The sequence below is a fragment of the Ralstonia sp. 110700041-2 genome (assembly GCF_056280165.1).
On the sequence record NZ_JBSFAI010000013.1, the window covers coordinates 1 to 12,859 of the forward strand.

The 12,859-nt window shown below is 60.8% G+C and carries 11 protein-coding genes and 1 tRNA gene; 3 read left to right on the forward strand and 9 right to left on the reverse strand.

Annotated features, from left to right (window positions below; translation table 11 throughout):
- Nucleotides 1–150: 150 nt before the first annotated feature.
- The gene (locus ACUXH0_RS18575) at nucleotides 151–1,392 is read right to left on the reverse strand and encodes a replication-relaxation family protein (protein WP_259393722.1); all 1,242 of its coding nucleotides are present in this window, start codon (nucleotides 1,390–1,392) and stop codon (nucleotides 151–153) included.
- An 817-nt stretch (nucleotides 1,393–2,209) separates the two neighbouring features.
- Between ACUXH0_RS18575 and ACUXH0_RS18580 the strand changes: the two genes are divergently transcribed.
- A complete protein-coding gene (locus ACUXH0_RS18580; RefSeq protein ID WP_182594469.1) occupies nucleotides 2,210–2,842 on the forward strand; it encodes a hypothetical protein in 633 nt (210 codons plus the stop codon).
- 326 nt (nucleotides 2,843–3,168) lie between these two features.
- Here ACUXH0_RS18580 and ACUXH0_RS18585 read toward each other — a convergent pair whose 3' ends face one another.
- Entirely contained in the window at nucleotides 3,169–3,723 is a 555-nt protein-coding gene (locus ACUXH0_RS18585; protein WP_214619589.1) for a hypothetical protein, read from the reverse strand.
- A gap of 618 nt (nucleotides 3,724–4,341) precedes the next feature.
- Between ACUXH0_RS18585 and ACUXH0_RS18590 the strand changes: the two genes are divergently transcribed.
- On the forward strand, nucleotides 4,342–4,875 hold the full coding sequence (locus tag ACUXH0_RS18590) for a DUF7255 family protein (RefSeq protein WP_182594471.1): 534 nt from the start codon (nucleotides 4,342–4,344) through the stop codon (nucleotides 4,873–4,875).
- Nucleotides 4,876–4,938: 63 nt separating this feature from the next.
- Here the strand turns inward: ACUXH0_RS18590 and ACUXH0_RS18595 are convergent, their stop codons facing one another.
- From ACUXH0_RS18595 to ACUXH0_RS18610, 4 genes are all read right to left on the reverse strand, one after another.
- Nucleotides 4,939–5,868 carry an SOS response-associated peptidase family protein gene (locus ACUXH0_RS18595; protein WP_182594472.1) on the reverse strand — a complete coding sequence of 310 codons (930 nt, stop codon included), beginning with the start codon at nucleotides 5,866–5,868 and terminating at the stop codon, nucleotides 4,939–4,941.
- Between the two features lie 116 nt (nucleotides 5,869–5,984).
- The gene (locus ACUXH0_RS18600) at nucleotides 5,985–6,344 is read right to left on the reverse strand and encodes a CHAD domain-containing protein (protein ID WP_250903287.1); all 360 of its coding nucleotides are present in this window, start codon (nucleotides 6,342–6,344) and stop codon (nucleotides 5,985–5,987) included.
- A 166-nt stretch (nucleotides 6,345–6,510) separates the two neighbouring features.
- Entirely contained in the window at nucleotides 6,511–7,143 is a 633-nt protein-coding gene (locus ACUXH0_RS18605) for a DNA-binding protein (protein WP_182594473.1), read from the reverse strand.
- A gap of 237 nt (nucleotides 7,144–7,380) precedes the next feature.
- Nucleotides 7,381–7,812 (reverse strand): hypothetical protein, encoded by a 432-nt coding sequence (locus ACUXH0_RS18610; RefSeq protein WP_182594474.1) that lies wholly within the window; start codon nucleotides 7,810–7,812, stop codon nucleotides 7,381–7,383.
- A 160-nt stretch (nucleotides 7,813–7,972) separates the two neighbouring features.
- On the opposite strand from ACUXH0_RS18610, the gene ACUXH0_RS18615 reads away from it, so the two are divergent.
- Nucleotides 7,973–8,137 carry a DNA-binding protein gene (locus ACUXH0_RS18615; RefSeq protein WP_404944697.1) on the forward strand — a complete coding sequence of 55 codons (165 nt, stop codon included), beginning with the start codon at nucleotides 7,973–7,975 and terminating at the stop codon, nucleotides 8,135–8,137.
- A 613-nt stretch (nucleotides 8,138–8,750) separates the two neighbouring features.
- Here the strand turns inward: ACUXH0_RS18615 and ACUXH0_RS18620 are convergent.
- From ACUXH0_RS18620 to ACUXH0_RS18630, 3 genes are all read right to left on the reverse strand, one after another.
- Nucleotides 8,751–10,592 carry a site-specific integrase gene (locus ACUXH0_RS18620; RefSeq protein ID WP_182594476.1) on the reverse strand — a complete coding sequence of 614 codons (1,842 nt, stop codon included), beginning with the start codon at nucleotides 10,590–10,592 and terminating at the stop codon, nucleotides 8,751–8,753.
- A gap of 178 nt (nucleotides 10,593–10,770) precedes the next feature.
- Nucleotides 10,771–10,847: transfer RNA gene (locus tag ACUXH0_RS18625), tRNA-Met, on the reverse strand.
- Nucleotides 10,848–10,895: 48 nt separating this feature from the next.
- Complete coding sequence (locus ACUXH0_RS18630) at nucleotides 10,896–12,599, reverse strand: MFS transporter (protein WP_004635420.1); 1,704 nt, start codon at nucleotides 12,597–12,599, stop codon at nucleotides 10,896–10,898.
- Between the last annotated feature and the right edge of the window lie 260 nt (nucleotides 12,600–12,859).

Genomic DNA, 12,859 nt, shown 5'->3' on the forward strand with positions numbered 1-12,859 from the left:
GGCTATCTGTGAATCTCGACTTCTTCATCTGCAGAACTCCCTCTTAACGAGAAAATTCTACTTCTCCCAGCGGTGGATTTCAGGGGGTATTACCGATGCGCTTCATGCGTATCCACTACGTATAGGCACCGACTCGTTACGAGTGTGGATCTATGGTCCGACATCAGAATCCGGCTCCAGTTGTCTGAGGATTCCCGGTAGGGGAGAGAGGGGAGTCGGCCATGGCGACAGCGCCGCCGGACGTCTATACGGCAGATAGTTCTCGCCAAACCAGCCTGCCAGTAACGCCTGATTGGATTCGCTCAATCGCACTTTGGGCAACCACGTTGGCAGTAACTGTACGACGATGTGTCCGACGCACCGATCTTCGACGGTGCGCCTGTCTGCAGCATAGACCGCTCGAATCACGGCGAACTCCGCCGGCGCGGTTTCCCGATAGTGCCGCCCGTAGTCCGGATTCAGAATCTGATCCGCCCACCACCGTGCCTTGTCGCGCAGAATGGCAAGCGCGCGCTGTTGAATACGTTCGGTGCGTGCAAATACTACGACGCGGCGCAACGCAGTGCCGTCCTCAAGCGTTGCACCGATGCGCTCGGCGAGTGCCGATAGCGCTGCGCCACGTTCTTCGCCTCGCCGGCTGCGATCGATCTCAAACCACGTCGTCCCATCGGCCTCTCTGGCAAGAGCATCGGGGCGAAGGACCTGTGTGCGGTTGGAGATTTCCACTTTCAGGAATCCCTGCAACAGCGCCTTGGAGCGACCGCGATTGAGCATCTGGAGCGCTTCGGACTCGCTGTAAGCTGCGAGCCCACGCGCTTCGCAGGCGAGCACGAGCGTGCTCATCCATAAACGGTGCTCCGGATTCGTCATATCGCTCACACGCCGGATGGAGGGCGAGGCATTGAACCCCTGGTCCTGTAACCAGCGCGCACCCGCTGTAGTCAGCCCGTAGACGTGTTGATGTCGATCCGTTCGGTACCGCCGCACTAGCCCGGCTTTACTCATCCCCCGCATGGCACGCTGGGCGGCAGTCAGGGCAGCCTTGTAGGGGCGTTCAGGACAGCAGCCGATCGCAATGTCAATGGCTCGGACTACGCGAAATCGATCCAGGATTAGTAGCGCGCGCACCCAAAAAACACGTTGCAGAAGCGCCGGCCGGATCTTGCTGGTGATGCCTCTGCTGGCAATTTTGCGTTTAGGGGGCGGTGGGGTCGCACCGGTTGGTGCCGAAGGCGGTCTCACTGGTTTGCCCGTTGCGGCATCCACGGATGCAAGCACTGGCAACGGTGGAGCGTATGCGGTGGCCCCACGAGGAGGCGATGCCTGTATCGCCGAGGTACGTTCGCTGGCATCCTGTGATGCGCGAGCCGGTGTCTTTGGGTGTGCTGTCATGATGTCTCTCCGGTGGCTATCGTTTTCAACACCACGCGTACCCCCGGGTGCCGTCCGGCGTGCGTGTGGCGTTTCTTCGTATAGCGACGCAGCGGTTCAGTCTTCCAATAGGGTGAACGCCACGCACGCCGGCAACGCGTTTGGTGCCCGCAAGGTCCGGACGCCCGGCTGGGCGAGGGCAGGGGGCAACTGTGCTTTCCCCTCGTCCAGCCTCGCGCGCTGGGGAGCGCGCGTCGCCCACGTATTCGTCGCGACGTACACCAAGGGGTAACGGGCTCCCGGCCCGGCTGCGCCGGTGCGAAACCCCGCCGCCGTCCACGGATCTCCTCTCAATGCCACCCTGTTACCGTGGACGTCGGCATGCAACCGTTCTGCCGGCGTGCCGTACCGGCCTGGCTGCCCCACGCTGCGAGATCAACTCTGCCGCCGACGCAGCGCGGGGACCCCGCGCCAGACGCTGCGTACGCTGCCGCGCACGCATCTGCTCTCGATGTCGGCACGCGCTGGGCCGGCGGCGGGGTTTCGCCCCGCCTTGCCGAGCCCGGTCGCGAGCAACTCTGCTCCCACAGCTGTTCCCCGATGCCAAACGTGACCCGAAGACGCGGCAATACGTGCAGGCAGTGAACGCGGCTGGACGCCGCGCCGTCCGTCCGCTGCGGCCATCGGGAGCGCGAGTTCGGTTCCGTCGGGCCGGGCCTGCAGAAAGCTGTACGAGGCGAGGGTGAGGGTACTGCCGGGGTACGGTCGGCGTGACCCCAAGATGCGCCTATGGGTATCCCGTTGCTACACACATTGTTACTAACGGTCGGAGACCCGCATGCACGCAAAACGCAGAAACCACCGCATTCAGCTCTATCGCAGCATCTATGTGCGCAAGGGGCAGCAAGGGAATACCCACGGCTATGCTGAGCAGCAATTTGTTGGCAGCCTGCCTGCGAATGCGACCAGGCTCCCCGCCGAGCTTGCTACCAAACTTTCTGATGACGAGAAACAGTACGTCGAGCGGGTCTGCCTGCAGCCAGCGCGCGACCGGCTAAGGGCAGAGCAGGATGCACAGGCAGCCCACGCTCGCGATCCCAACTGGCGACTCGAGCAGGCAGCAGACCTTTTGCGTGCAGCGAGTCAATTGATGACACCGCAGGAAAGCCTGCTAAAGGAGCAGGGGAAGGAAGCTATCGCGCGGATCAACGCACTGATGCAGTCAAATGCGTTGCTTGCCTGCAAAGCGGGTTCGGCAAGCGATCCGCTTCAGGTCGCTCTGCAGGCCGTACAGAGCGCTGCACGCGCGCTACGTGATGGTGCCTATGGCCAGGCGCCGGCGGAGAACGTGCGGGCAACGCAGCCCTATCAGCTGTGGACGCAGATCAAGGTCGCCGTGGACGGAAGCTCTGGCGGCAGCCTGTTGCGAGCTTTGCAGGAGAGAGGGTTTGCGAAGACAAAGCGAGGATAACCGGCCGCTATAGTCAGAGGCAACCCGGCTCCTCCCGAAATTGCCCGACAGGAACTCGCACCCACGTAGGATGAGGTGCTGCCGCCAAGATATGCTCGATTTCGCCCTCACCAGCGCGGCGCCGTCCGCTTGCAAGATCTACTTTAGTAACGCTTAGCCTGCGAAACCAGCGGTCATCCCGGCGATGGCGGCACCGGCGCCAATCCATGCAACGGCATGGTCCCCGGAGCCCGGGCGCCTGGCCGTGCACCAAGCGCGCGAGGCCGGACGGCCGCGTGATTCACCCCTCCTCTTCTGACCACGTCAAAAACGGGCACGATCGAAGGTTAGTCTTCCTGGGCTTGGCAAAACTCGGGGAAACCAGCGTAGTGTAGGGCGAGGGCCGGATCTGGTTGCTCCCCTCGTAGCAAGTAGCCAGTAGGCTTGATGTAGCTATAGATCGAACGCTTGGGATCCTCGTGCCAACCTATATTGAAGGCGCACAACTTGGGGAAGAATTGCAGCTCGCTGTACGGTAGATGGTTGTGGATCCAGTGCGCCAGAGCACGCCAGTCGGCGCCAGCTTCATAGCGGGTGGTGAACCACGGCACGACTACACAGGCCATCGCCCCATGCCTACCCGCTTCGTCCGGCATATCCCATATATGGCCTGCGAAGTTGCTCTTATTCGAGCCGCAGTTGTGCCCCTTCTCATTCCCCAGCGCGTTGACTGTGGGGGACCTGTAGGCCGATCGTATAGCGATGCGGCCGAAGGTAGCCTGCATGGGTTCAAGTAGGTCCTCGCACAGTCGTTTTCCGTTCTTGATGGCGAGGCCTGGATCCTCGGGGATGTTGGGCACGCCGTAGAAGTTGCTGATCTCGCTGTAGAGGAAATCGCGCATGTAGAAGGACCGGGATAGCCGAACGCGACCAAGGTCTTCGAGGGCCTGGACGGACTTAGGTGCTCTCATGCTGACTCCTGGAAGGCGGTAGCCCATAAGTGTGGGGATGGGGTGCTGCGACGTCTTGGGGGGGCTGGCCTTACTCCCTGATCCGGCATTCTCTACTTAGCGACCGCTTGGCGTAAAGGTTCCCTCCACGCAGGTTTTCTGGAGACAGGAACTGCATTGATGCAGCTGAACGCGCACGTCGTTGCCGCAGACGCCGATCCGTTGCTTCAATTGGCCGATATCGCTGCTTACGTATGCAGCCATACAGCGACTCTGGACAGCGAGAACGGATTTTGGCGAGAACAGTTAGCCCGCGTAGTTCACTGGTACAAGGTCGGGTAAGGCGTCTATGCTGATGCGATGGCTGGATGAACAACCATTCGCCGGAAGGCGACTACACGCAGCGCCTGCCTTACTTGAGATCGGGGGACCAGTATGGGCAAAAATCAGGAAGCTATTCAGCGACTGCTTAGCCAAGCTGGATACCAAGTCTCTAAGGGTCGAACCCCCTGGCGCCCGTCAAGCGTGCGAGGCACTGGGCCGGCCAAGGTTTGGCCGGAGATTGATCACGTGTACAGGCTACTCGGCGGCATCCTCACCGAATGTCCTTTGCGAGTCGGGGCTTGGGATGTCGAGGTGGGCGATGTGGTCATCGAGCTGGACGAGGAGCAGCATTTCAATCGGTATCGCTCGATCACCCTTCAGTCAGCCATCTATAGCGAGCTATCGACCTTTCCCCTGGACGAGTACCTGACGTACTGCGAGCGGTATGAGCCCAAATGCTTATCGAAAGCAGACAACCGTAACTACTGGGCCACCTCGTCCACGGATAATCAGTTTGGCCTTTCCTCCGCTCCTGGCGACTTGGATCCACCTGGATCGTCACGCTGGAAGCAGCGCGCGTTTTATGACTTCCTCAAAGATCTCGCGCCCGGGCTCATCGGCACACGAATGGCAAGGGTTTCCGTCTGGGATACGGTGGATGCTAGCGGGGGGAGCGTTCAGTTGCATGAAATACTAGACGCTCCATCTGCGCACAATGCGCTGGCGTCGATCGTAGCCCTTATCGAGGCTAGGGCGGGCGCTCGCTTGGACCGGCGGTGATCGATCTGCCTTTGTGCCGATGGTTACCCTTTCCCTTGCACCTAGAGCATCGACCGAGTTCCCTTACATTGACGGGCGGTGCGTGTAATGTGGCTGCAGCTTATCGTTCAGGATCGCATCTGAGGCATCTAGATTGCGTGGGTCGGGGTTCAGCCACGCATCGATGTGCTCCTGCTTTATAGGGATCGGACAGCGATCGTGGCCGGCTTCGGAGATCTCTGGTGGCGGATCGTCGGTGATGATGGCGAACGACAGCAGGTCCTTTTCGCCAGGCTTGGTCCACCGAGACCACAGGCACGCGACAAGCAAGGTCTGAGGTGGCTCCGGCCGGAATTCGAGCACAACGTTCTTTCCATCTGGTCTGGTCACGTTCTCATAGAATGCGTCGACCAAGACTAGGCCGTGCGTGTGGCCGTATTGGCCTTTCCAGAAGCCGCGCAAATTGCCCCGCCGCGCGTTGTACGTGCCTGGAAATTCGGTGTCATAGAACGCAGGCTTGCCGGCAGGCCGGCATTGATAGCGCATGGGCTTGACGACGCGCCGGCCGTTTTCCATCACCATCACTGGGGCATACCAGCCGGGGAAGATGCGCGCGTCGCGTGGCATGAGCTCGGTGCTCTTCAGCTCTTCGAGCTTGCCTTTGATCGCCGCGATCTTGTTGGTGGCGATGCGCAGATCTTCTGTGGCCTTCTTTGTCGTCCTCACTGCGAGCGCTTGCCGGGCCTTCTCCAAACGCTCGGTTTGCTTCGTCAATTCTTGCAGCAGCTCGATCTCATCGGCGGCCATGCGCGCCCGTATCACCTCGGCAATCTTGCGCTCCTCGTCGGTCTCAGGTGATTCGAGGAAGGGTGCGGTCATAGCCTTGGGGACGCGCATCTTCGGGTTGGCGAAATACTCGACCACCATCCGCGTGAAATCGTCCAACGACATGACCGCGCCGTACTCGTGAACGAACCGCCTGTAGTCGGCCTCGATTTGGGCGGAATAGCACATGGTCGGCTCCCGAGTGTTGGGGCCATGATAGATCAGCGCTGGTAGCGAGACACCCGCATACACGGCATAGAGCAATGCTGGTGTGCCACCGCACGCTCAATTCCAGGCTGGTAACCTCACGTCGTGATGAGAGATGGACTCTCATCTTCTCCTCGTCCGCAGTCAAGATGGCTGCGCTTTTTTTTTCCTTTCATCGATTGAACGTCTGCAATGGCTTGCAGACGCACAAGTGTGCTCGCGCGAGTTTTTTGTGGAAGTGCAGAGGAGTGCCCTCCTCGCACTAGATAACGCAGTCGCTTGATTTGGATACGCGTCTGATGCAATTCCTGCAAGCCACCATTCGACGCGCGACGAAGCGCTCGATTCACCCGCCTGGACGCCGCTGCAATACTGGCGGGCGCAAACTTTCCGAGCGTCTCGCTGGTCTCTGGCTGCCCCTGCGTTGCCTTGCCAATCGCTTCGCTAAATTCAGCCATCAGCTTCTCAGGCCCGATGCCTTCGAAGGTATTCTGGTGCCCAGTGCTCGACGATTGCGATCTCAGGCGTAGCCAGCCGAGAGAGCATCGACAGGGCCTGTGCTTCGGCATGCAAAGGAGATGACGCGAGGGAATTGGCCATCGTCGGTGCCCATGCCCCAATGGGTTACCTCTTCGCGGCACCGCGAGAGGTGCCCAGCGTCGCTGTCAGCTCTTTCACTTGCTCACGCAACGCCTCGGCCTCCCCCTCGAGCTTGCCAATATCCACGGCGCGCAGCATCACTTCATGGCGCGCTGCCTCAAGCTCTACGCGAACTCCGTTGAGTGCTCGGTGTAATTCCGGCAATTGGCGGGCGAGCACGGTCGCCTCCACAAGTTCCTGCTCATTTTTTCGCAATGCAGCGTCTTGATCGGCAAGCTGACGCGCTTGATTGGCTTCGACCGCCTCGAGTCGCTCGACGATCTCCTGTGCCTCGGCTAACTCTGCGGCCATACGGGTAGCTTCCTGCCCCGCTTGCTCCTTGACGCGTCGCACTTCCTCGCGGGCGATCGCTATTGCTTCAATCCACAGCGCACGAATGAATCCTTCCGCCCTGGCGGTGAGCGTTGTGGGGGTATCAGGCGCTGCTGCGGCGTCCCTGGCGCGGGCCTCTTCCCACGTTTTGAGATAGCGGTGGACGGTCGTAAACGAGCCCCCTGTGCGCTCTTGTACTTTGATTGTGGTGGGTGCGGTCCCTGCGCTGTGCAGGGCGTCAGCAGCTTCGTGGACTGCCATTTCGGTAACAATGCGTTTGGACATAGTAGGCTTCTTGTGGTTGTAGGCCACGCCCCATGATTACCGTCATTACGGTAACAACCGTAATCGCGATGCGGGCGTGGAGTACACGTGTAGGTCGACGCTTTAAACAGTCGCAACCACTGGCGCTTCCGGCTCGCGCTACGCCATAAGGGCAGACCGCTCACGCTGAGACGCCAATCGGCTTTGGGTCGGATGCCCGCTTCGTTCAAAGCGTCGCAGTGACGACCAGCGCGGGCCTTAGAGGCAGAACGTGCTGGCGCACAGTCGTGGCCAGGCCGCTCGCACTTTAGGCAATGAAACATACGGGCGGTCTAGCGCCTCGCCGCACTCTGCGTCCTCCACGGACTGTGTGGGCAGGCGCCAGAGGCCGCGATCGAGTTTGACGCGCTCGTAGAGAAGCGCCCATCGACCGCTCAGTGTCTCTGGTGCCTGATTGGCTGTTTGTACGAAGAGGTCGGCAGCGGCGAGAGACCAAGGTGCGAGCGCTGAGAGTCCTTCGTCGAGCATCACGGGATCTTCTGCTAGCGCATAGCCGACCCGCTCCTCAAACCATTCCTGCAGTGTGAGCCCAGCTTGCTGGGCCCCCGATAGCGCGGCCACGCAGACCGCTGGCGAGAGATGCAACACCGTGCGTACACCAAGGGAAATTTCAGGGGAGGTCGTCTGCATGTCGGGTTCTCCTAAGGTTTGCGACCCGCTCAGGTTCCCCCGTACAGATCTAAAACGCACGCACTCCTTGTTACGTAACAGATGACGGGTGGCTATACGTGTCGGGCCCACAACATTACGGGTGCCTAAGGAGGCCATCTTGAGAAACCCTCGCGTCGACGTGATCGACGTAGTTCGGGCATGCGTGGCGCTGCAACAGCAGCGGCGTCGATTGAGTGTGCGAAACGTCCGGCTGGAGCTCGACGCTGGCAGCTACAGCACAATCGACCGACACCTGCGCTGGCTCGCGTTACGTGATCCGCACGGGAGATCGGAGCAGCACTGATTCACACGGCCCAAGCGCGAGCTTCGGGCCGTTTTTCTGCGCAAAGACCATTCCGCCAGGGGGCGTATAAAACGCGGTGCTATTCGTCTATGAGCTCCGCTGATAGCGGGGCTCTTGGACGGGGGAGAGGGGTAGACCACCGCGACCGTTCCAATCGCGCCAAGCGGGCAGTTATGGGCGCACCCTGGGTGCTACAGCTAGAGGGGAACTGGCACGTGACGAATGCGTGTTAATAGTCTGGCTGTGCGTGAGCGGATCGTCCCGACTCACGTGCTCGATGGTGCGACGCTGGCTCCGGCATGGCATAGACACTCGGGCGAAGCACGAATCGCAGCGACGCTGCGGCTTGGGGATGCTTCGCCCTTCAAGCGCTCTGCTTCACCAACAAAGCATAAGAACTTCTTTCTGAAGAGAGTTTTGAACTGAGCTCGCTAGCTGATATGGTCCCGCGCCACGTGCGAGATGCGGGTGGGCTCTCACGCGCGCGCGACTGCATAGCCCAAATCTGCGGGGTTCTTGAGCTAGTCGAGGGTGTACAACGACGGCGGCTAAGACGCGTTGAAGGGATCTGGCAAAAGTGATGGTATTGCGACCTCAAGTTTGCATTGCCTTGTCATGGTGGCGTGCGGTTGCCACGCTTCGAGGGTAGCGCCTTCGCCGCGCGGCTAACCTGGGAGAAGTCGGCTTTGCGTTGTTGATACTCAGTCCAGGTCGGGAAGGTCGGCGGCAGACGATGCAGGCCATCGAGTTGGGTAACCGCCTCCAGTAAAGGCGTGGCTGGGTACCAGCGCGCACCATAGTAGGTTTCACCGGCGTTTTTGGCTCGATGGTCTCCTTCTGTGTGGCCGACCAGATTGTCTCGCACCTCTTTTTGGATACCGGCTTCCCGGGCCTCGTCAATCACGGTATGCCGGAAGGAATAGGTCACCAGTTGCTGGTCCATGATGCCGAGCGTCGTCCGCAGGTAGTCGCCGAGCGCGGTCAGCGCATAACGCGCTCGGTTTTCCGGAGTTCTCGACGAGACCTGCATCGGCAGCAGCCACTGTCCTCGGGGAACGCTGTGCACGTATTCCGCAAAACCGAGATCGAGCAGGATCTTCGGTATCGGGAAGCGTCGCATGCTGACGCCGGTTTTGAGCGGGCGTATGACACCGTCAACGCCGTGCACGTCGGAAAAGATGTAAATCCAGCTGGCTCCGTTGTGTCCGGCCAGTTGCGCAGCAACTTCGTCATCGGCGAGGACAATGTCATCCGGCATCAGGTGGGCGATCTCGAGCGGGCGCGCCCCCGTGAATCGCAGCAACAGCGGAAACCAGTAGGCCACGGCGGGGGCAAGCCGCTTATCAAAACCGGGCCCATCGAACAAGGGTCCCGTGAAGTATCGATCAAGGTCCGCTTGCGTGAACGGGGCCCGCTTATCTTTGTTGCTCTTTGTCTGCTCGGCCTTGGTGCCGCGCAACTGTAAGCCGCCGAGTCGGAAGGCGAACGGATTCGTACTCACCCAGCCGTGGTCCGTGGCAACACCGAACAAGGTGCCCAGCGCGCTGCGATATTTCTTCAACGTGGTACGTTGAACGCCGCGTTCCTTGGCGATGTGTTCCAACCAGGCCCTTCCAACGCCTTTCCGGGCGGCGACCGCCGCAAGCGATGCCTGTGCTAACGGGACCTGCAGGGCGAACTGAGCGAAGCTCTCAGCGTAGGCGCGATACTCGTTGACGGTTTTTTCGCCGCCGCTACGCGTGCGCTGGTTGGCCCATGTGTCGAACGCCTTCAACAGGGTGTGAGTTTTGTCCTGGGCGGCCTCGTCCTCAATCGGCTCGCTTGGCTTAGGCGGGGTCGGGATATACGCGGTCCCGGCGAGGCGGTCGAGGCTCGCCCGGAGGGCTTTTAGTTCTGCGCCAAGCAGGCGCAAGAAAAAATCCTTACGTTCCGGGCAATCCGGGTGTAGCCGGACTGCCATCGCCTCTTCCAAGTTGCCTTCCATTTCCTCAATCCACCAGTCGGGTGGACTGAGTCGCCGCAGGCTTGCCTGCAGGGCGGCTTGGCGCTCTTTCAGGTCGTTCTCATGCGCGTCCAGTTCATCGTCGTCCAGGTCGCGCGCTGCGTCGTCATGCGCATCGAGCGCGCAGTGCTCCCAACTGGCGACGAAATGGTCCAACAACTTCCGCTCACGCAAGGTGAGGGTCTTGTAGGTGACCGGCGGTTGATAGTTTGCGTCCAGTGGGGCGCCGCTCTGAAGCGCCTGGTCTTCAAGCTGCGTGCGCAGCGTCGCCCATTCGTGGAGCATGGCGGGGTAGCGTTGCAGCGCTTCCTGGTATGTCGGACCAAGCGCGCGCTTGAATTCCCTCTGCTTGGCGAAGGGGCGCAGCCGCTTGGGAATGGAGACTCGGAGCAGCCAGCCGTTGCGGTCTTTGGTCTGGTGCAGATAGGGGAGTTTGGCCACGTCTTTTTCCATCGGAAGATGGTAAAAGCGCGGGGGGTCTTTGTACCAGCGCTTTGTACCAGATTGAACCGTTGAACAAAGCGGGAAACCCAGCCTATTTCCGGAAACGCCTTGCGAATCAAGGGTTTGCTGGTGCTCTGGGCAAACAAAAAGCCGCTGAACCTTGCGGAACAGCGGCTTCTGTTGCAACTGGTGGCGAATCAGGGACTCGAACCCCGGACCTGCGGATTATGATTCCGTCGCTCTAACCGACTGAGCTAATTCGCCGAAGAAGCGGGATTCTACCGTCTTCGGCGAATATGTCAACCCCCTGCGTCAGTCGTTGCGATAAATATCCACATCCTTGGTCTCGCGCACGAACAGCACACCGATCACAAAGGTGATGGCCGCGATCCAGATCGGGTACCACAAACCGTGATAGATATTGCCGTTCTGGGCCACGAGGGCGAACGAGATGGTCGGCAGCAGGCCGCCGAACCAGCCGTTGCCGATGTGATACGGCAGCGACATCGACGAGTACCGGATGCGCGTCGGGAACATCTCCACCAGCATCGCCGCGATCGGGCCGTAGACCATGGTCACGTAGATCACCAGGATCACCAGGATCACCAGCACCATGATCGTGTTCATCTGGGCGGGATCGGCCTTGGCCGGGTAGTTGGCCGCCTTGAGCGACTCGCTCACCTGCTTCTTGAAGTCGGCGATCTTGGCCTTGCTGTCGGCGTCGAAGTTCTGGCCGTCTGCCGTGCGCGTGGCGTTGAGCGAGCTGATCTGCTTACCCGCGATCGACACCGAGGCCACCGTGCCGGCCGGGCCTTCGACCGTCTCGTAGCTGGCCGACGCCTGCGCCAGCGTGCGCTTGGCAATGTCACACGACGAGCGGAAGTCCACCTCGCGGGCGATCGGGCTGCCCTGGAACGAGCACTCCTTCGGATCGACCGTGATGGTGATCTGCGCGGTCTGCTGGGCGCGCTCCAGCGCCGGGTTGGCGTAGTGCGTGAGCGCCTTGAACAGCGGGAAGTAGGTCAGCACCGCCAGCAGGCAGCCGGCCATGATGATCTTCTTGCGACCGATGCGGTCCGAGAGCGAGCCGAAGAACACGAAGAACGGCGTACCGATGGCAAGCGCTACCGCAATCAGCACGTTGGCCGTGAATGCGTCGACCTTCAGCACCTGCGTGAGGAAGAACAGTGCGTAGAACTGGCCCGTGTACCACACCACAGCCTGGCCGGCGGTCAGGCCGAGCAGCGCCAGGATGACGATCTTCAGGTTGCGCCATTGGCCGAATGCTTCTGTCAACGGGGCCTTGGAGGTCTTGCCTTCGGCCTTCATCTTCTGGAATGCGGGCGATTCGCTCATCGACAGGCGGATGTACACCGACGTGGCGAGCAGCAGGATCGAGACCAGGAACGGGATGCGCCAGCCCCAGTCGTCGAACGCCTTGCCGGTCAGTTCGCGCACGGCCAGGATGACGACCAGCGAGAGGAACAGGCCCAACGTAGCCGTCGTCTGGATCCACGATGTGTAGGCACCGCGGCGGCCGTGCGGGGCGTGCTCGGCGACATACGTGGCGGCGCCGCCGTACTCACCGCCCAGTGCCAGACCTTGCAGCATGCGCAGCGCGATCAGGATGACCGGCGCAGCAACGCCAATCGTGCCGTACGACGGAAGCAGGCCGACGATGAACGTCGACGTACCCATGATGACGATGGTGACCAGGAACGTGTACTTGCGCCCGATCATGTCGCCCAGACGGCCGAACACCAGCGCGCCGAACGGGCGCACCAGGAAGCCGGCGGCAAAGGCCAGCAGGGCAAAGATGAAACCCGCCGTGGGGTCCAGGCCCGAGAAGAACTGCTTGGCGATGATGGCCGCCAACGAGCCGTAAAGATAAAAGTCGTACCACTCGAACACCGTCCCCAGCGACGAGGCAAAGATGACCTTCTTCTCCTCCCTCGTCATGGGCGCGGGCTGCACACGCCCGACGGGCGCGTTCGGTGCACTCTGCACGGTTGCCATGTTGTCTCCTGTTTTTTTTCGTAGGTCGTCCCGCTGGGCACCGACATGACAACGCAAACGCTTTTCGCCCGCGGAAGTGTCACCGATTGTGGAAGCCGAAACTTACGGCGTTCTGACGGGCATGTGCCTTCCGATGCACGCGATTGGCGGTGACGATTTCAACGAAATCAAGCCCTTGGGTGCGCGCGGCGCATTGATCCGGCCGTTGCCGGCTGCGTGCGCTGCATCATCCAACCGCCCGTTTGTATATGCAGTGCCAG

Excerpts from the sequence above, each read along its gene's own strand:
- ACUXH0_RS18575 (WP_259393722.1), bottom strand. The coding sequence starts at position 1,392 with ATGACAGCACACCCAAAGACACCGGCTCGCGCATCACAGGATGCCAGC.
- ACUXH0_RS18580 (WP_182594469.1), top strand. The coding sequence starts at position 2,210 with ATGCACGCAAAACGCAGAAACCACCGCATTCAGCTCTATCGCAGCATC.
- ACUXH0_RS18585 (WP_214619589.1), bottom strand. The coding sequence starts at position 3,723 with ATGCGCGATTTCCTCTACAGCGAGATCAGCAACTTCTACGGCGTGCCC.
- ACUXH0_RS18595 (WP_182594472.1), bottom strand. The coding sequence starts at position 5,868 with ATGTGCTATTCCGCCCAAATCGAGGCCGACTACAGGCGGTTCGTTCAC.
- ACUXH0_RS18600 (WP_250903287.1), bottom strand. The coding sequence starts at position 6,344 with ATGGCTGAATTTAGCGAAGCGATTGGCAAGGCAACGCAGGGGCAGCCA.
- ACUXH0_RS18605 (WP_182594473.1), bottom strand. The coding sequence starts at position 7,143 with ATGTCCAAACGCATTGTTACCGAAATGGCAGTCCACGAAGCTGCTGAC.
- ACUXH0_RS18610 (WP_182594474.1), bottom strand. The coding sequence starts at position 7,812 with ATGCAGACGACCTCCCCTGAAATTTCCCTTGGTGTACGCACGGTGTTG.
- ACUXH0_RS18620 (WP_182594476.1), bottom strand. The coding sequence starts at position 10,592 with ATGGAAAAAGACGTGGCCAAACTCCCCTATCTGCACCAGACCAAAGAC.
- ACUXH0_RS18630 (WP_004635420.1), bottom strand. The coding sequence starts at position 12,599 with ATGGCAACCGTGCAGAGTGCACCGAACGCGCCCGTCGGGCGTGTGCAG.